Annotated in this window: 17 protein-coding genes; 6 read left to right on the forward strand and 11 right to left on the reverse strand. The window is 40.7% G+C overall.

What is annotated here, in order from left to right; genetic code table 11:
- On the forward strand, positions 1–704 hold a 704-nt coding region (locus ACYVAA_RS19260), incomplete at its 5' end, for a site-specific integrase (protein WP_460544894.1).
- A 215-nt stretch (positions 705–919) separates the two neighbouring features.
- On the opposite strand, the gene ACYVAA_RS19265 is transcribed toward ACYVAA_RS19260, so the two are convergent.
- From ACYVAA_RS19265 to ACYVAA_RS19275, 3 genes are all read right to left on the reverse strand, one after another.
- A complete protein-coding gene (locus tag ACYVAA_RS19265) occupies positions 920–1,228 on the reverse strand; it encodes a helix-turn-helix domain-containing protein (RefSeq protein ID WP_460544896.1) in 309 nt (102 codons plus the stop codon).
- Between the two features lie 311 nt (positions 1,229–1,539).
- Positions 1,540–1,788 carry a YodC family protein gene (locus tag ACYVAA_RS19270; RefSeq protein ID WP_460544898.1) on the reverse strand — a complete coding sequence of 83 codons (249 nt, stop codon included), beginning with the start codon at positions 1,786–1,788 and terminating at the stop codon, positions 1,540–1,542.
- Positions 1,789–1,956: 168 nt separating this feature from the next.
- Positions 1,957–2,403, reverse strand: coding sequence for an Hsp20/alpha crystallin family protein (locus tag ACYVAA_RS19275; protein ID WP_460544900.1), 447 nt, complete (start codon positions 2,401–2,403; stop codon positions 1,957–1,959).
- A 723-nt stretch (positions 2,404–3,126) separates the two neighbouring features.
- Between ACYVAA_RS19275 and ACYVAA_RS19280 the strand changes: the two genes are divergently transcribed.
- From ACYVAA_RS19280 to ACYVAA_RS19290, 3 genes are all read left to right on the forward strand, one after another.
- The gene (locus ACYVAA_RS19280; RefSeq protein ID WP_460544902.1) at positions 3,127–3,366 is read left to right on the forward strand and encodes a hypothetical protein; all 240 of its coding nucleotides are present in this window, start codon (positions 3,127–3,129) and stop codon (positions 3,364–3,366) included.
- 405 nt (positions 3,367–3,771) lie between these two features.
- Positions 3,772–4,368, forward strand: coding sequence for an MCP four helix bundle domain-containing protein (locus tag ACYVAA_RS19285; protein WP_460544904.1), 597 nt, complete (start codon positions 3,772–3,774; stop codon positions 4,366–4,368).
- Between the two features lie 533 nt (positions 4,369–4,901).
- Positions 4,902–5,300, forward strand: coding sequence for a GreA/GreB family elongation factor (locus ACYVAA_RS19290; RefSeq protein ID WP_460544906.1), 399 nt, complete (start codon positions 4,902–4,904; stop codon positions 5,298–5,300).
- 239 nt (positions 5,301–5,539) lie between these two features.
- Here the strand turns inward: ACYVAA_RS19290 and ACYVAA_RS19295 are convergent, their stop codons facing one another.
- From ACYVAA_RS19295 to ACYVAA_RS19320, 6 genes are all read right to left on the reverse strand, one after another.
- Positions 5,540–6,856, reverse strand: a complete 1,317-nt coding sequence (locus tag ACYVAA_RS19295; RefSeq protein WP_460544908.1) for an IPT/TIG domain-containing protein — start codon at positions 6,854–6,856, stop codon at positions 5,540–5,542.
- Between the two features lie 31 nt (positions 6,857–6,887).
- Positions 6,888–7,805 (reverse strand): phosphodiester glycosidase family protein, encoded by a 918-nt coding sequence (locus ACYVAA_RS19300; protein WP_460544910.1) that lies wholly within the window; start codon positions 7,803–7,805, stop codon positions 6,888–6,890.
- A 21-nt stretch (positions 7,806–7,826) separates the two neighbouring features.
- Positions 7,827–9,122 (reverse strand): RagB/SusD family nutrient uptake outer membrane protein, encoded by a 1,296-nt coding sequence (locus ACYVAA_RS19305; RefSeq protein WP_460544912.1) that lies wholly within the window; start codon positions 9,120–9,122, stop codon positions 7,827–7,829.
- 19 nt (positions 9,123–9,141) lie between these two features.
- Positions 9,142–12,489, reverse strand: coding sequence for a TonB-dependent receptor (locus tag ACYVAA_RS19310; protein ID WP_460544915.1), 3,348 nt, complete (start codon positions 12,487–12,489; stop codon positions 9,142–9,144).
- A 98-nt stretch (positions 12,490–12,587) separates the two neighbouring features.
- The gene (locus ACYVAA_RS19315; RefSeq protein ID WP_460544917.1) at positions 12,588–13,778 is read right to left on the reverse strand and encodes a FecR family protein; all 1,191 of its coding nucleotides are present in this window, start codon (positions 13,776–13,778) and stop codon (positions 12,588–12,590) included.
- A 100-nt stretch (positions 13,779–13,878) separates the two neighbouring features.
- On the reverse strand, positions 13,879–14,454 hold the full coding sequence (locus tag ACYVAA_RS19320; protein ID WP_460544919.1) for a sigma-70 family RNA polymerase sigma factor: 576 nt from the start codon (positions 14,452–14,454) through the stop codon (positions 13,879–13,881).
- 291 nt (positions 14,455–14,745) lie between these two features.
- Between ACYVAA_RS19320 and ACYVAA_RS19325 the strand changes: the two genes are divergently transcribed.
- Entirely contained in the window at positions 14,746–15,573 is an 828-nt protein-coding gene (locus tag ACYVAA_RS19325) for a hypothetical protein (protein ID WP_460544921.1), read from the forward strand.
- Between the two features lie 57 nt (positions 15,574–15,630).
- On the opposite strand, the gene ACYVAA_RS19330 is transcribed toward ACYVAA_RS19325, so the two are convergent.
- The gene (locus ACYVAA_RS19330; RefSeq protein ID WP_460544923.1) at positions 15,631–15,780 is read right to left on the reverse strand and encodes an endonuclease/exonuclease/phosphatase family protein; all 150 of its coding nucleotides are present in this window, start codon (positions 15,778–15,780) and stop codon (positions 15,631–15,633) included.
- Positions 15,781–15,991: 211 nt separating this feature from the next.
- Here ACYVAA_RS19330 and ACYVAA_RS19335 point away from each other — a divergent pair, with 211 nt between their 5' ends.
- The gene (locus ACYVAA_RS19335) at positions 15,992–16,720 is read left to right on the forward strand and encodes an NYN domain-containing protein (RefSeq protein WP_460544925.1); all 729 of its coding nucleotides are present in this window, start codon (positions 15,992–15,994) and stop codon (positions 16,718–16,720) included.
- Here the strand turns inward: ACYVAA_RS19335 and ACYVAA_RS19340 are convergent.
- Positions 16,717–17,287: helicase-related protein (locus tag ACYVAA_RS19340; protein ID WP_460544927.1), on the reverse strand; the 571-nt coding region annotated here is incomplete at its 5' end. The two genes, ACYVAA_RS19335 and ACYVAA_RS19340, sit on opposite strands and share 4 nt — an antisense overlap.

Below are 17,287 nucleotides of genomic sequence, written 5' to 3' on the forward strand. Positions count from 1 at the left end.
CGAGTCTTAAGAGCAAAAACAGAAAGCTTTCCCAGAACAGCAAGGCTTCTTATTTCGGCAAATTTTTATTAGTGGTTGATGAAGCTTTTAAGCAGGACTATTTAAAAGAAAACTTCAAGTTAAAAATAGCTCCCCTAAAACAAGAGGAAGCAAGCAGAGAATTTCTGTCAATGGAGGAATTAAAAGTATTGGCTCAAACACCGTGTGAAGTTCCAAAACTGAAAGAAGCGGCTCTTTTTTCTGCTCTTACAGGGCTAAGATGGAGCGACCTGATTAATTTGACTTGGAGTCAGTTTCATCACTCAGCAATCAATGGCTACTACATTCATTTCAGGCATCAAAAGACAGAAAGACCACAAACCTTAAATATTTCAGATCAAGCTGTTGAAATCTTAAAACCGCTTGTTGTTGAACCAGATTCAAAAATATTTAGTGGGCTAAAATATTCAGTCTGGACAAATTTAAAATTATCCCAATGGATCATGAAGGCAGGAATCGCAAAAAAAATAACCTTTCATTGTTTCAGGCACACTTTTGCAACGCTACAACTATCATTGGGCACTGATATATACACCGTATCCAAATTACTAAATCACAAAAATGTAAAAACAACTCAAATTTATGCCAAGGTGATTGATGAAAGAAAAAAAGAAGCGGTAGAACGGATTCCGGACATCGGCTTTTTCAATAGTAAACAAGGCTGAATTGCCATTATTGGTTCGGGACATGTAAATGAATTAAAGCGCTAACTAACAAACCATAAATAACTTAAAACCTGACACTTACTTACATTTAACTAAATCAACCATAAGTCAAACAACTGCAACATCTACCTTATGTAGTATCAAACTAATCATCGTTTTAAGTAGCTTGTACAAGCCATCATTATATGAGTCAAGGGATATCCAATCGTACACTACTAGAAGCGGGAATATTTATTTTTTAACAATTCACTGACTCCTGCCACCCGATTTGATTTAAGCCATTCAATTAAATCATGTTTAAAAAAGACCAATACTTTTCCTGTCTTGCAATAAGGTATTTCATTTAATGACGTCTTTTTATATAAAGTAGATTTGGTTAGCTTTAAAAATTTAGCGGCCTCTTCAACAGACATGACCGCACTATTGTTCTCTTGTATATTTTGTTCCAGGAGTTTGTCCAATTTTGAATTGAGATTTTCCAGCTGTTTGGCCATTTCTTTGAAAGAAGCTAACGTAAATTCCATGTATTCCTGCTTTTGGTTTATGTTATTTTATACTGTTCAATCATAAGCAATATTTAAAACAATTATTCCCCATTAAGACCCTACTTGTGATAAATTTTTATGGATAAATCAATCTTTCTATAGAAAATACCTGCTTATTGGTCTTTACAAAAATGTTAAATTGGCATTTGAAAGCTATAGAGAACCAATTGATGAACAAAACCATATAAAGTCCTTTGGGCTTTACCCGTAACATCAAATTCCTTCAGATAAACCTTCACTAAGAAAGAAAGGGCTGGAAACCATAAAATGGCTGCCAGCCCCGCTATCAATCATATTTTTTTCCCTTTTAAAAAGTCTGTTCCGAAAGGAAAAAATTGGTAAGGATGCGCTTTAATTAATGAATATTGATGAAAAACATCCATACAATGCATACCGGTTGTTTCATCATACCAAGAACATTCTACTCTGTGATTACTAGAGCCGGATAAAATTCCCTTATCGGGAACGTAGCGGATCACCTGCATGATTTTATTGTCATTCTTTCTTCTTACATGATCCCCAGGTTTAAAGAGCCTCATTGGTCCCTCCTTTCCTTTTTAAGTTAATTCCCGTTAAACTTTGACTCCTTGAGAAAAACAAGGATGGGTACGAAGATGAAGATACTTCAAAAAATAGAAAGGAGGATTGGGACATTTCATCCCAATCTCCTCTTTTAACAAACCCGTGTAAACCTTTAATTTATTACACTATTTAACGTGAATCCGTCTGGCAGGTTTAACCTTTGCCCTTTCGGATTTTGGGATGGAGATATAGAGAATACCGTTATCATACTTGGCTTCAATTTTATCTCCAATTACCATGTCCTGAGGAAGTGAAAAAGACCGGCGGAAAGAATGGTAATTGAATTCCTTCCTCACGTAATCATCGGTAGTTTTTTCTTCCTGATCAGTCTGCTCGGCTGAAACAATGAGCATATTGTTTTCCAACTCAACCTTAAAATCTTTTTTTTCCATTCCTGGAGCAGCTACCTCCAACATGAAACTATCATTGGTTTCACGGACATTGACGTCAGGAAGTGTGCCCCGTTTTGAAAAGTTTTCATTATGCCAGTTGAAGATGTCCCTGTTAAAGAAATCATCAAAGACATTGGACACAGTTGGAAACAGATCGGGTTTTTTCACTAGATTTCCCATAGCTTAACCTCCTTTTTTTTTAAATGAATTAATTTAAACATTAGACAATCAAACTATAAGTTTTTCATATCATGAAAATACAAACGCAATGCCATTACCCCGTAGCATCATAAAAAAATGATATAATTATAGTATTTCACGATATTATGACAGTAAAAAGACATTGCATGACAATTTTTCAATTATTCACTACTGAAATTATGTCAGTTTTAGAATAGTTATGAGATAAAAAACAATTTTGGGCAATTCATTTCCAATAAATTGGACAACAGGAAAACAGGCTTTCTTATAATGGTCAAAAAAGCTGGCTTGCATTAAGCGGAAATGTCTTCATTCCAGCACAAGCTAAAATCATTTCCTCGAAACAGAGGGGAGCTTCCTCCCCTAGCCTCATCTTCATGGCTTAGAATTTCTGATACGAGTTCGCATCCCTCTTTGACCCATGGTCGAATCTTCAGCAAATCATCATTGTCCTCCACTATTTCTTAGAAAGCATTCCACAACAAGCTTTTGATATACTTTCCTTGAAATGATGAAAAAACGGAACCCTAAGAAAAAGTTTCCGTTTAGAACTATTGAATCATTAAGCCGAATAAATTAGTAATAGTTTATGAAAGCATACTTTTATTGGTTGGCCAATCTACTTCATTCGCCGCCCGCAAATAGCTGAAACTGGATTATGCTTAAGAAGATTACATTGTTTAACCTCAACGATTGATAATTATGAAAACATCTTATTTGGAGTATTACAAATTGATTTTGGATAAGGTGAGTTTCGATTCCGCTCTTTGGAAAAAGGAATACCAAAAGGCCTTATCCCTGCTGAATCCACAAGAGGCCTTTCTCTTAAAAAACTGGGCACGGAACAAGTATTATCCTGCCCACCGGAAATTAGCAGCACAAAGTGAAAAACAGCATAATGGTATTCCCCTAAAGCCTAGCAGGCAAACCAAAGTGATATAACAAAAGGCCAGTTTTATGCTGGCCTTTTGCTTTTCCCAAGCTAAAACCTATCTCGATGGCACATCTCCCGCTTGTATTTCCAATGCTTTAAACGAAATCAAAAACCGGATCTCCAATGAAAATAATGTTTTGCTTTAGACCTAAATGGGAAATAATCGGTGAAAGGAACAATGTCGGGGCAACAAAAACTATTTTCCTGAACGGGTAAACTCTGTGATTATGCGGGCCATTTGGAAAAATTAAATTATTATAGCATTATGCTTTGCCCATAGACTAAAACTTCCACGAGGAAGCGGCAAAACATAGCTAAATAAGGTAGCAGACGAAAAGCAAACATTAAAAGAGCAAGACCGTACCATTGGAGATTGGCCTTCCAGTTATTTCGGTTGCTGTAATAAGAGTAAGATGACAATTTTCAACAAAATAAAGTGGAGCGCAAGCATCCTTTTGGTATTTTTCATTGTGCTGATCACGAACCTCATTGACAGGGACAACTTTCATAGTCTGAGCAATTCCGTAACCACCATCTACGAGGATAGAATCGTTGCCAGTGACCTTTTATTTGAAATGTCACGGCTTATCAACAAAAAAGAAATTGCCATCATCTCTTCCGATAGCAGCTCCCTACCCCGCGATATCTCCAAAACAAACACCGCTCTGGACAATTATATCCAACAGTACGATCAAACCAAATTGACCGAAAAAGAAAAGTTTGTTTTTGAGCAGTTAAAGGAAGAGATCGCAACGCTAAAAAGGATCGAACAGCATGAGGGCAGTCCTGACAAGCACAAGCTGCTTGAGCGCATAGCCAAGATAAATCAGCGCTTGTACGATCTATCGAAAATCCAGCTTGAGGAAAGCAGAAGGCAAGTGTTTATCAGCAATAAGGCCAAGGATACCATCAACCTATTCACTCAAGGAGAGATCATCTTGCTGATTCTCATGTCCATTCTTATCCAGATCATCATTTTTTATAAGCCAAAAGAGTTGAAGGAAAATTAAATGATCCACACCGATGTAGACAAGTGTCCTCGAAAGGACAAGAAATTGAGGATATCCTAATTTGACAAAAGCCCTGACGCGGAAGATGGGTAATATTTTTCAGAACACCCCTTACCATAATAAAAATATTCGTTAAATTCGCTTTGAAAAATGGAAGTCCTACGATCAAAATATCAGCTATCTTTAGCCCAATCGCTCTTCACAGCGATAGTTGGGGCTGAAGTGCGGCTTCCACTACTTTGCAAGGCTCTTTGTTCAGATGTTAGAAGAGAACTGATAAAAGTAATTTCCTCAAAACGGATCATTTTTTCCTTCGCCTAATCCTTTTTGAGCATGTTTCTGGATACTTTCAACAATAGTTTCATACAACTATCACTTTCCTGCTACAGGAAAGTGATCTTCCTGTATTCCTGCAGTAAAGCCTTTATTCCTATGCTCTCCTTTAGGGCATGAAGGAGAGCGCATTTTCGTAAATAATGGTATTTTCCAAATCCTTTGGAAAATATACTCGCTTTTAATGCCCAGCAAAAGCGATGGAATACAACTATGCTTTGCACATCAATATGAAACCGTTAATTAAAAAGTCCGATTACGAATCCATCAAAAAAATACTCGTAGCCTCCGCCAATATGGGCTACCAAAAAGATACCCTTCCCATGGAAATGGAACTCAGAAACTGTGAAATAGTTGCCGACCATTTGGTGCATGACCGCATTGTGAGGCCGGGAACCACGGTAGAGGTCCAGGATTGTAAATACAACAATATCATTAAGGTTACCTTGGTCCCTCCCCATGAAGTCAATGTCACCACAGGGCATATTTCCTTGCTGGCTCCCTTGGCCGTGGCTCTTTTGGGATTTCAGGAAGGGCATGAATTTTCGTGGGCCTTACCCTCCGGCGAAAGAAAATTAAAAATATTGAAGGTCGAATAGGCATGGGCAATTACTGACCAAGGGTTAATAAGTTTAAACCCATTTGAATTTAAAAGATCAGGATAAAAAGAATGCGCTGAATCAATTCTAGATTCACCGCATTCTTTTTTTACTACAAGTGTGAAACTACCAAAGGAAAATCTAAATATCCTCTTTAAAAAAGGTGCTAAATGCTCAATTGTTACTGTAATTCTGTACGCTTACAGGTAATTCACATTTCAAAATACTCCGGCCTAGACTTACTTCTTGACAATTCTCCTAATCCTGTGGTTACCTAAATCAGCCACGTAAACCACCCCATCGATGACTTCTACATCTGTGGGATTATAAAACTGGGCCACCGCACTGGGACCATCCAAAAATCCGCGGACAGTTCCACCTATAGTGGAAACTTCACCATCTTTGATCATTCTTATTTTATGATTGGACAGATCTGCGACCACCACTTCACCGGATGCTCCAACGGCCACTCCATAGGGGTTATTGAACTGCGCTTCTTCCGTCGCTCCATCCCTTGTTCCTTGGCTACTGCCCGCAAGGGTGCTTACCAATGCAGTGCTTAAATCAATTTTTCGAATCAAATGATTAATTCGGTCAGCTACAATGATATTTCCCTCATTATCAAGGTCCAACCCGGAAGGATTACTGAACTGGGCTTCTGCTAATGCACCGTCCTGATGCCCTTTACCACTTCCTGAGACCGTACTGACTTTTCCGTCAGGATCAATTCTCCTAATCATATGATTGATATTATCTGCCACGTACACTACTCCTTTATCATCCACAGCCACATCCAACGGTTGATTAAACTGAGCGGTATTTCCTGGTCCATCTTGGTATCCGGCTATTCCAGTGCCTGCCAAGGTACTGACATTCCCATTCGCATCAATCTTTCTAATGGCATGGTTGTTACGGTCAGCGATGTATATATTCCCTTCTTTATCTACACACGATTTCCATGGATAGTCAAGCGTGGCTGTCGTTACAGGACCATTCTGGAAACCTTTTCCCCCTGTTCCCAAAATGGTACTTACATTTCCGTCCAAATCCAACTTTCGAATGGCATTATTGGTCCTGTCCGTAATGATCAGGTAGCCCTCAGGATGTAGGGACACTCCTTCTGGGTTCCTGAAAAGCGCTTCGTTACCCTTTCCATCGACCAGGCCGTATTCACTACTTCCTGCCAAACTGGAAACTTTGTATTCCTCAGGAGCCTGAATAAACGTAAACGTCAGGTCCGCCCCTTCGGCCATTTTCCCATTGACGGATACCTCCAAATTCACCAGTCCCTCACCCTGAGGAACCAGAACCTGCAACTGGCCTTTTCCTGCTTCAAGTATAGTTGCTGCACGCCCATCAAACAACACCTGATTGTTTTCACGGATAGGAGAAAAATCCCTGCCGGTGATAATTACCACATCATTAGATGTCCCTTCCTGTGGGCTCATGGTAAAAACAAATGCGTCCTGGCTTATGGCTGGATCATTTTCCTCTCCATCACATGCCCAATGAAGAACTGCAGCCAAGGAAAGCAATAGAACATTAATATATTTCATGATTTAAAATGATTATGGATTTTTTTTGCTTTTAATTATCATTTACCAAAATGGCCCAACCATTGGCTACCGGCCTGGGGCTGCCGTCCGAAGGCTTGTTTCTAATATGAAACACGTCCGAAAGACTATGAAGACTGACAAAGGTGGAAGAGCCTCCTCCGTCCAAATTGGTGGCATCCTTTACGCCAAGCCCAGCGAATACTTCCGCCAATTCCGATAAAGTCAAACCATTGGAATATTCAAAGTCGCGACCATCCACCACGACGAAATAGACCTCTTGTGCATCAGTATATCCCACCCCTGTCCTGGGATGAATGGCGGCATTACTTATAGGAGCAAGATCGTAGTCTTTGACCAGGATATCCCCTGCCCCAAGCCCGAAAAGCAATTCCTCCTCATATTGGTCAAATTCATCCGACCGCCCGATCACAGGCCTGTCGTTTTTATCAATTCCGAAAAAAGAGTCAAGCATGGCCGTTCTTTTAATAATTTCGCCATCCAAAACTACAATTCCTCTGGGCTCTCCTGTGGTCATATTAAAGAAATCGGAATTGACCGCTGCCACCACCTTCTTATCCGGCACTTCTACGTAGGTCATCATATCGGGAATGGGCTGCATTCCATAGCCCTTACTTCCATAAGGCGTAAGCGCATTTATCTGCACCCCTTCCTCCTTTAGGTCAATCTTAAAAACGAACATTCTCATGGACAAACCTTTCATGGACATATAGTGTATATCGGTTTCTTCTACTCCAGGTGCGACCAGGAATGTGGTATCCCAAAACACATTGCTCACCAAGTGGGTACTGTCCATTAGGCGTTGGGTAATGGGCGAAAGTTCCTCCCCGATAATGGAGGGGGCTGCATCTTCGTTTTTACAACTGGCGGATGCCAATACCAATGCAGCTAACACTAATACCGAATAGTAATATTTTATATACTGAGTCATTTTCTTTATCTGTTTTTAAGATTAATAACCGGGATTCTGCTCAAGATTGCTATTGAGCATAAGTTCTGTTTCTGGAAGAGGCATAAGGGTCTCTCTTTCTTGGATTCCGATTTCTTCTACCGCTTTACCTGTCCTGACCAAATCTAGCCACCTGAACCCTTCTGCAAATAGTTCTTTCCTGCGCTCTTCCAGTATTAGGTCAAGGTACTGAGCTTCAGAACTGGCTGAAACCGGTGCCAAGCCTCTGGCTTCCCTGAGTTCATTCAACCGGTCAATGCCAGCCAATCCCTGTCCTTCGGCACTGATTAAATACATTTCGGCTATTCTACTCACATTCAGGGGATCTGTTCCGGTTTGTCCACTGGGATATTTATTGATCACATCGAGCCCTTCATAGGTATCCACCGAAATGGCAGCTCTTTTGTCCGATCCTTCAAACATCTCCATTGCCCAAGGGTTGGGCTTAAAAACATAGGAACCACTTTGAGGGTGGGCATAGGTATAAAACAAGGTACTTATATTGATGCTGGATTCAATGGTAAGATTGACAAAGGAAAATATCAATTCAGAATTGGCCTGCCCCCGGAATATTTTGTCGAAGTTGTCCAGCTTAAAATAAGGCTTTGCAATCAATTCTTCGGCCAAGGAAGCAGCCTCATCCTTTTTTCCTTGTTGCAGTTTTACCCTGGCCATTAAAGCCTTAGCCGCATCCTGAGAAACAAAATGATAGTCTCCTCCCAGGTCCGCGGAAAAATCCGGAGCATACTGAATGGCATCTTCCAATTCCTCCTCTATAAAAGCGAAAACCTCTTCAGGAGTATTTCTAGGGAGTTTTTCCATGGTATTCTCCCTTTGGATAGGTACTCCTCCATATTTGGTCACCAGGTTATAATAAATATAAGCCCTAAAATAATGGGACACCCCTCTCACCTGATTTAGCTCTGGCGAATCTGGAAGCTCTTTCAGGCTTTCCACCAAGGTATTTACCTGATATAATGCTTCATAATATCCGATCCATATATTTTTGGTATAGGCATGTTCTGGCCGTAAGATATTACTGATAAAAGCATTTGTTCCTCCTCCATTTACGGAACCTGCTGAATTAAAATCTCCTCCCAACAAATCTCCAAGAATATAGGATTCTCTTCCAGGATCATTCTGAACGGACTGGTAAATACCGATAAGAAAAGATTGCGCATCTTCAGCAGAAATTTCAGATTCTGAAGATACGGCAGATCTTGGGTATAAATCCAGTTGGTTACTGCATGATGTGGCAAAAACCATAGCCACAATGAATATGGATATCTTAAACTTCATGATTGCTTTCATTTTTTTATTAGAAAGAGATATTTAACCCAATGCGCAAGGTTCTTGGTTGGGGCAGGTTCATATTGTCATCCCCCATGAAACGTGCATCGTAGTTTTTGGATACTTCCGGATCCAGGCCGGAATATTTGGTAAGGATAAACAGGTTTTCCCCCTGCAAATACAGCCTGCAATGGGACATATCAAGCTTCGTCAATAAGGACTTGGGCAAAGTATATCCCAAGCTCAGCGTACGGAGCCGAACGAAAGATCCGTCCTCCAAAAACCTTGATGAATTGTAAAGGTTATAGCTGCTGCCATGTACGGCTCTAGGCACCTCATTACTGGTACCTGGTCCTGTCCACCTATCCGCAGCTACCTCTTCCCTGAACCCCTGCTTCCCATAGCCCAGCCGATCAGTGGTTATTCTCCAGGTAGCATACACTTCGGCTCCCATAGAATAAGTCAAAAATGCTGATAAATCGAAGTTCCCATACTTGAAAGTATTGGACCAACCTCCAAAAAACTCAGGATTGGAGCTTCCAATGATCTGACGGTCTTCCACATTGATAATGCCATCATCATTTATATCCTCATAAATTACATCTCCTGCGCGAACGCCTTGATCATACAAGGTCTGGGGGACTTCTTCATCATACTGGTAGATTCCCAACATTTTGTACATGTAGAAACTGCCGACTTCTTCTCCTACTTGCAGGGTACGGTTGGCCCCGATCAAAAGTGCCTCATCTCCTAAAAGGGAGGAGAGTTCATTATCAATAAATGAAATATTAAAATCCGATTGCCACTGGAACTGCCCGAAACGGTTATTATACCCCAACATCAGTTCTAGGCCACGGTTTTGCATACTTCCGATATTGCTGGTAATACTGCTAAATCCTGAAGTAGCATGGATGGGCATGCTGTAGAGCAGGTTTTCCGTATTCTTAATAAAGTAGTCCGCAGTAAGACTCAGCTTTCCCTCGAGAAAACCAGCGTCTATCCCTATATCAAATTGCTTGGCTGTTTCCCAGGTCAAATTTGAGTTGCCAAAGGTAGAAATCGATAAACCACTGTTGCCGTTATAATTGGCCCCGCCGCTCATCAAAGCCTGATAGGCATAGCTTCCAATACCATCTTGGTTACCAGTAGCACCGTAACTGGCCCTTAACTTGAGATCTGTTTGGTTCATGTTCCAGAAAGCCTCATCCGAAATATTCCAACCTGCTGAAACAGAAGGAAAAGAACCGTATCGTTTTTTGGGTGAGAATTTGGAAGAGCCATCGGCACGCAGGGAGATCGAAAGCATGTATTTATCCGTATAGCTCAAATTTGCCCTACTATAATAGGACTCCAAAGCATTTTCTCCGAAGCCTGAGGTAGCATTGGCGATCTCACTGGCCACCGATATCACATCAAAAGATGCGGAGGGAAATCCCCTTCCATCGATATAGTTTGTACTTGTGCTTACCTTCTGATAGGAATGTCCCACAAGCGCATTGACAGTCAACTTACCAAACTCATGGTCATAATATAGGGTGTTTTCGACCAAGCCATTAGTCATCATCCTACGCTCATCCAGCACCCTTCCCTGTCCGGCACCATAAGGATGCACATCGGTATAATGAAGATAATCTTCAGTATAGCTCGCATCCATTCCAAATGTATTTTTCAGATGGAGGGAAGGACTTATCTTAATGTCCGCAAAGGCATTGCCCAGCATCCTATAATTATCCAGCTTGGTCTTTTGCTCATTAAGTATTTGGACATTGTTATGATAAACCAGTTCCTCGGTCCCACCCACGTAATAATCTCCATTGGGCTTAAACGGCCGATCAAAAGGGCGCTGCCCCATGCTTCTTAGAAAAATGGAAGACCCATAGGTTCCATTGGGTATCCTATGGTTCCTAGAAAAGCTCAAATTGGTATTCACCCCAACCTCCAACCAGTCAGTGGCTTGGTGGGTTACGTTTACCTTTCCATTGTACTTTTTGTATTCGTTGGTTTCAATAACCCCTTGCTGATCCAAAAATCCACCTGATATAAACAGCTTCGTCTTTTTTGTCCCGGCACTGAAAGCCATGTTGACATTGGATACCAAGGCATTTCTGGTTACCCAATCCAACCAATCCGTATCTGGCAAACCAGGATAAGGATTTTCGAGGTACTCAACAAAATTCCCATCCCCAAGCCGGTAACCGTTTTGTTGGTTAAAATTAAATTTTGCTTCGTTCTGGACCTCCAGATAGAGTTCGGTTCCTGCCATTTTTAGTTTATCCACATTTGGTAGGTATTGTACACCAAAGTTGGAATTGACAGAAAAACTGGATTGACCTTCCTTACCTGATTTGGTAGTGATGATAACCACGCCATTGGTGGCTCTGGAACCGTAAATTGCTGCTGATGCAGCATCCTTAAGTACGTCAATGGATTCAATATCTGCCGGATTGAGCTGTGACAAAGGATTCATCCCCTCTCCCAAATTAAATAATGCTGCGTTGGTATTGACCAAGGGAATCCCATCCACCACATACAAAGGTTCGTTTTCTCCACTTAGTGATCCTATCCCCCTAACACTTACCCTCAGGTTACTGCCTGGTGTCCCTCCTCCAGCGCCTACATATACTCCCGGCATACGACCTTGCATCAATTGGTCAGGCCCTTGAACTTGTCTGAAATTTTCTTCGGTAGGTTTAAAATTAGCGATGGCACTACTGACTTTCTTCCTTTCCTGTTGGCCATAACCGACAATCACTACCTCAGAAAGGGCATTTTCTGCTGGTTCTAAAATAATATCGATATCAGATTGGTTGTTAACCGCAACTTCCTTGGGGGCATAACCAATATAACTGATCACTAAAATAGCGCCATCGGGAATATCACTGAGTTTAAATCTGCCATCCAAATCGGTGACTGTGCCTTTTGCCCCACCCTTTATCCTAACAGTAGCGCCTGGTAGCACTTCTCCATCAGTGCTTTTTATAGTACCACTTATGTCTATTGTATTTGACCGGGCATCCTTTTCCTGAATGACTACAAACTGGTCAATTATTTTAAAGGTAAAAGGCTGCTTGGCAAAAAGAGATTCCAAAACTTCCTCCAGCCTAGCATTTCGCATTCTAATACTTACTGGAAGTGCCCCGTCAATTAGTTCATCCGAATAGACAAAACTAACTTTAGTTTGGGCTTCTATAATGCTAAGGACCTGTGTAAATGATGTTTCTTGAACATCTACATTAAGTGCTTGGGAATGTACCTTGGCACTTACCTGAAAACATAGGGCCAAGCATAAAATAAAAGTCCATTTCATAACCAAAAGGTAATTTGGAGGGGCAAAGGAAAGCGCTTCCCTTCCTTGTCCCAAGTAGGTAAATTTCATAACTTTACAGTTTAGAAGTTGATTGATAAAATTTTAATTGTGAAGGTTAAATGGCATCGATCAGCCAGGCCAGTGGTTTTCCGAGGACCACTGGTTTTTTAGTCTTTTTCTGTTACATAGAGTATCCCGTTTTTAAATTCAAAATCAATTCCTCCCGAAAGTTCCAAAACTTCAATCACCTTGGATAATTTGGTGTTCATATCGATGGAGGCATTAAAATGGCGTAAAGGGATTTGATCTTTCCTGTCCACTTTGATATTATACCATCGCTCCAACTGGCGGAGAATTTCATCCAATCGGGTGCTTTGAAACATAAAATACCCCTCTTTCCAGGCAATCACCTCTCGAGTAGCAACCCTTGAAACCTCAAGCCCCACTCCAGAAATCGCCTGAAATCCAGGTTCCAACACTTTCGTTTCTCCTTTGTGTACCACCTCAACCTTTCCTTCCAGTAGGGTTGTTTTGGTGATCTCTTCATTTTTATATGCCTTTATATTGAAGTGGGTCCCCAACACCCGAACCTGAGTTCCGTTGGCATCCACCGTAAAGGGAGATTTAGGATTATGGGCTACCTCGAAATACGCTTCCCCACTGAGGGAAACCTCTCTTTTGTTCGGCTCAAATTCAGTCGGAAAACTCAGGGATGAAGCACTGTTGAGCCACACTTTGGTCCCATCCTGCAGTTCCACCTTATACTTTCCTCCGTTGGGGACAATAATTTTGGAGTATCTTTCGCCCTGGAAACTCATATTCTTATCCATGCGGATAGCCACAAAATCTTTCTTTCTGGTAACCTGCATTCCGGCTAGAAATTGTGAATTCCCTTCTGAGATCTCCTCTAAATCTATTTTCTCTCCATTGGAGAAAATTAGCACCGCCTTGTCTTTTCCGGGCTCAGCATCAGCAATGAGAGAGGCATTACTATTACCCCCATGAGGACTAATATTTTGGAGGGATTGGAGCATGGTCCAAGCCGTAATTACCAGCGCCAAAACAGCCGCCAGAGAAGCTATTTTTTTGAACCAATATTGGCGGTATACTGGAACGCTATTTTTAGAGGAGATACTGGATTCCAACCTTTTAAAGGATCTGTCAGAATCTATACTCTCCAACTTTTTTATTTGCTGGTCTATAAAATCCTCAGAGATAAGGTGATCATAAAACGCCTTGTTTTTTGGATCCTCCGACAACCAGTCCTCCAACTGCTCCCATTCCTCGGGACTGAGCGTTTTCCTTAGTTTTTTATGAATTAATGTGGCGTAAAAATGATACAGATTGTGCTTATCCATTCCAATGTCTTTTCCTTATTACACCGGAATCCTCCATTGGGGTGAAAGAAAACTCAACTTTTTTATCAAAAAGCCTTAAAATAACACTGTCTTTACATTATTAACAGTTTATTAATATTAAAAAAAGCGTATAGACCTCAGGGTCAATGCGTAATTTCAAAAGTTTCAAACTCCTTTGCTTTTGAGTTTTAACGGTATTTATGGTGACTCCTAAAATATCTGCCACTTCCTTATTGCTTTTCCCCTCCAGGAAAGACAACTCAGCCACTGTTCTGCAGCCCTCAGGAAGACTTTCCATGGCCTTATAAACCATCCCGATTACTTCGGATTGAATAAGATGATGTAAAACGGTAGTATCTTGCACCAAATCCCTCAAATCTTCCTCTTTGCCAGCCATTTTCTGCTGGCTTTTTAAGGCATTCAAACTTTGGTTCCTTACCGCCTTATATAAATAGTTCCTTATATAATCTTCTTCCCTTGAAAAATTCGATTCAGGCCATTGGGAAACATGAATAAATACCTCCTGAACTAAATCTTCTGCCAATGATTGGTCTTCCACTATTTGCATGGAAAAATAAACCAACTTTTTATGATAAGCATAAAACAATTCCTTAAGTGGATCTTTATTCGATTTTTTTTCAGCACGATATATTCTATGCCTATTATTATCCTCCATTTTGTTCTTGCTATAGATACAAGGTAAACTGATCATTGCCAGCAGCACTTAGTGATCGGTTATCCAAACAAAATTACTAAACGCTCTCCCAAGGGGGGGGCAAAAATGTATTATGAATTTATTAAAATAGGACATCTACCCAAAAATATTCGGATAAATTAACTTGTGATGAATAGAATTTTTTGATTTTTGACCTTGAAGCTTTAATTTAGATAAGGCTCTTCTATCAAGTTAATTTTCAAAAAGTTAGCCTTATTCTAATAGATTTTTGCATTTTTAGATTTTTCAACCATGAGTGACATCAAGATTATCGCAGTAATTACCTACATCATTTTTACGGTATTGGGCGGCATTTGGGGCTTGACAAGAAGTAATAGTGAAAACGCCCAATTGGAATACGCTATTGAACGTGTTAACGTAGAAACTGACCGCCAGGGAAAAATAGCCTTGGTATATTATTGTGCTGGCCATCCCTACCTCTCTTATGATGTAGACCAAAATAACATGGTATTGGAAGCTGGCGCTTTTGCTGCTTTCTCAGTGCTTGAACATTCAGGTCCTGAAAGCCCATTCAAGTTAGGAACGTTAACTACTTTAATGGGAGGGGCTTTTGGAGGATGGACGATCAAGGATGTTTACAGATTTTCACAGGCTTCAAAAATAAACATCGTTGCCAAACGGGCCATAACCATTATAGTTTCTGCGGTTACTGGTTTTGGTTTAGGCTATTCTCTTGGAATATCGGCTGGTAATTTCTTTAGAAACTGTGATTCGGAGAAGATGGTTGGTAAGCTAAATTCACCCAAATTTTGGCATAAGTTGGAAGAAAATATTTTCAGAAACGCCGTTTATAATATCAGTGTAAATCACCAAGGAGCCATAAGCACGGACGATTATAAAGTTGAAGTAAATCGCATCTATACTTCTGAAAGTCCCCATCAAGATATCAATTCAGCTTCTTTCAGGATCCTTCAAAATGCCCATGGAGCAAAATTGGATTTTGTACAAAATCAAAAATGGTATCAAAAATCTTGGGCAATATTTGCCTTCACTTTGGTCATTGGTAGCCTGTTGACCTTAGGTTTGCTCCTTATAATTTCCAGATTAGAAAGTCGATAAGGTATTTAAGGCCTGTAAGGATACTTAGATAAAGGCCGTCCTATTTTTTTATATGAATCACTTAACATCATACGTTAAGCTGATTTCAGAAACCATAGGAAGGTGATCGGATAGCTCAATTCCCTCCAGGACTTCACTGTCAATCACTTCAAAAACAGCTCCATTGCTTACCAAAACATAATCTATTTTCTTCCTTGGTTCCTCCACTTGAAAAGTATAAGCGTCCTTTTTGTGGCTGAGGCTGAGCTTGATTATGCAAAAGCTCGATCGCCTTTCTTAAAAACTGGAAGTAGCTTTGAGGGGCATGACCATTGCATATATCCCTGATTTATTTTTAACCTGATACGATAAAACTTATATTGCAAAAGGCATCATCAGTTATCAATCACATTTCTAAACCTCCAAAAACCTTCAGTAAATGACGATAAACTTAGCCGTGCTTATTGATGGCGATAATATTCCTTCAGCCCATGTTAAAGAAATGATGGAGGAAATAGCAAAGTATGGAAACCCGACCATTAAAAGAATCTACGGGGACTGGACAAAACCGCATTTGGCCAAATGGAAAAATTTACTTTTGGAAAATGCCATTACCCCTATTCAGCAGTATGCTTATACCACGGGTAAAAACGCAACGGATTCAGCCATGATCATTGATGCCATGGACATTCTTTACTCGGAGAAAGTTAATGGATTTTGTCTGGTCTCAAGTGACAGTGACTTTACCAAGCTGGCCACCCGCCTCAGAGAAGCAGGGATGCTGGTCATTGGTATCGGTGAAAAAAAGACGCCCGCCCCATTTATTGTAGCCTGTGACAAGTTCATTTACATTGAGATCATCAGGAAAGAGCTGGATAAAAAAGAAAGTATCGGTAAAAAAGAATCCGAACCCGTGGACCGGATTTCGTCCAGGGAAATAAAATTGATAGCAACGACCATCTCGGATCTCTCTGATGAGGATGGATGGGCTTTTTTGGGCGATGTGGGAAGCCTTATCCAGAAAAAACGCCCCAATTTTGATTCCCGGAATTATGGCTTCGAAAAATTGACCCCTTTGATAAAATCAACCAACAGGTTTGAAATTGAACAGCGGGAAAACCCAAAAAGTAAGCACAAGCTTATTTTTGTAAAAAATAAGGAAAGTTAATTTACAAAGGTGATCGCATGCCCGGGCTTTCCTGCCCTTCCGGTTCTTCCTATTCTATGGATATAGGAATCCATGGTCATCGGAAGCTGATAATTGATCACATGGCTTACATCGGACACATCGATCCCCCTGGCAGCTACATCGGTGGCTACCAGTACCCGGATGTCCCCCGACTTAAACTTGTTTAACATATTGACCCGGTAATTTTGCGACTTATCACCGTGAATCTGCCCGGCAGTGATCCCTTCCCTGTTCAGCTTTTTAACCAGTCTATCGGCCAACCTTTTGGTTTCTGTAAAGAGAATTACCTTTTCAGGATTCAGTCGCTGAAACAGGTCATTCAACATCCCAAACTTGTCCGCACCTTCAGGGACATAAACCGTCTCTTGTTCTATGTGCGTATGAGTCTTTGACTCAGGGCTGATCTCAATTTCTATCGGGTCTTTGACAAGTGAGGCGACCAATTGTTTTTGAGAAGGGGAAACGGTGGCAGAAAACAACATGGTCTGTTCCCTGGATCCGATGAGCTGTACGATTTTTTTAATGTCCTTGACAAATCCCATGTCC

The sequence above is a fragment of the Echinicola sediminis genome, from assembly GCF_054777495.1.

What these genes read in the sequence shown, in the direction of transcription:
- ACYVAA_RS19265 (WP_460544896.1), bottom strand. Translation starts at nt 1,228, where the DNA reads ATGGAATTTACGTTAGCTTCTTTCAAAGAAATGGCCAAACAGCTGGAA.
- ACYVAA_RS19270 (WP_460544898.1), bottom strand. Translation starts at nt 1,788, where the DNA reads ATGAGGCTCTTTAAACCTGGGGATCATGTAAGAAGAAAGAATGACAAT.
- ACYVAA_RS19275 (WP_460544900.1), bottom strand. Translation starts at nt 2,403, where the DNA reads ATGGGAAATCTAGTGAAAAAACCCGATCTGTTTCCAACTGTGTCCAAT.
- ACYVAA_RS19280 (WP_460544902.1), top strand. Translation starts at nt 3,127, where the DNA reads ATGAAAACATCTTATTTGGAGTATTACAAATTGATTTTGGATAAGGTG.
- ACYVAA_RS19285 (WP_460544904.1), top strand. Translation starts at nt 3,772, where the DNA reads ATGACAATTTTCAACAAAATAAAGTGGAGCGCAAGCATCCTTTTGGTA.
- ACYVAA_RS19290 (WP_460544906.1), top strand. Translation starts at nt 4,902, where the DNA reads ATGGAATACAACTATGCTTTGCACATCAATATGAAACCGTTAATTAAA.
- ACYVAA_RS19295 (WP_460544908.1), bottom strand. Translation starts at nt 6,856, where the DNA reads ATGAAATATATTAATGTTCTATTGCTTTCCTTGGCTGCAGTTCTTCAT.
- ACYVAA_RS19300 (WP_460544910.1), bottom strand. Translation starts at nt 7,805, where the DNA reads ATGACTCAGTATATAAAATATTACTATTCGGTATTAGTGTTAGCTGCA.
- ACYVAA_RS19305 (WP_460544912.1), bottom strand. Translation starts at nt 9,122, where the DNA reads ATGAAGTTTAAGATATCCATATTCATTGTGGCTATGGTTTTTGCCACA.
- ACYVAA_RS19310 (WP_460544915.1), bottom strand. Translation starts at nt 12,489, where the DNA reads ATGAAATTTACCTACTTGGGACAAGGAAGGGAAGCGCTTTCCTTTGCC.
- ACYVAA_RS19315 (WP_460544917.1), bottom strand. Translation starts at nt 13,778, where the DNA reads ATGGATAAGCACAATCTGTATCATTTTTACGCCACATTAATTCATAAA.
- ACYVAA_RS19320 (WP_460544919.1), bottom strand. Translation starts at nt 14,454, where the DNA reads ATGGAGGATAATAATAGGCATAGAATATATCGTGCTGAAAAAAAATCG.
- ACYVAA_RS19325 (WP_460544921.1), top strand. Translation starts at nt 14,746, where the DNA reads ATGAGTGACATCAAGATTATCGCAGTAATTACCTACATCATTTTTACG.
- ACYVAA_RS19335 (WP_460544925.1), top strand. Translation starts at nt 15,992, where the DNA reads ATGACGATAAACTTAGCCGTGCTTATTGATGGCGATAATATTCCTTCA.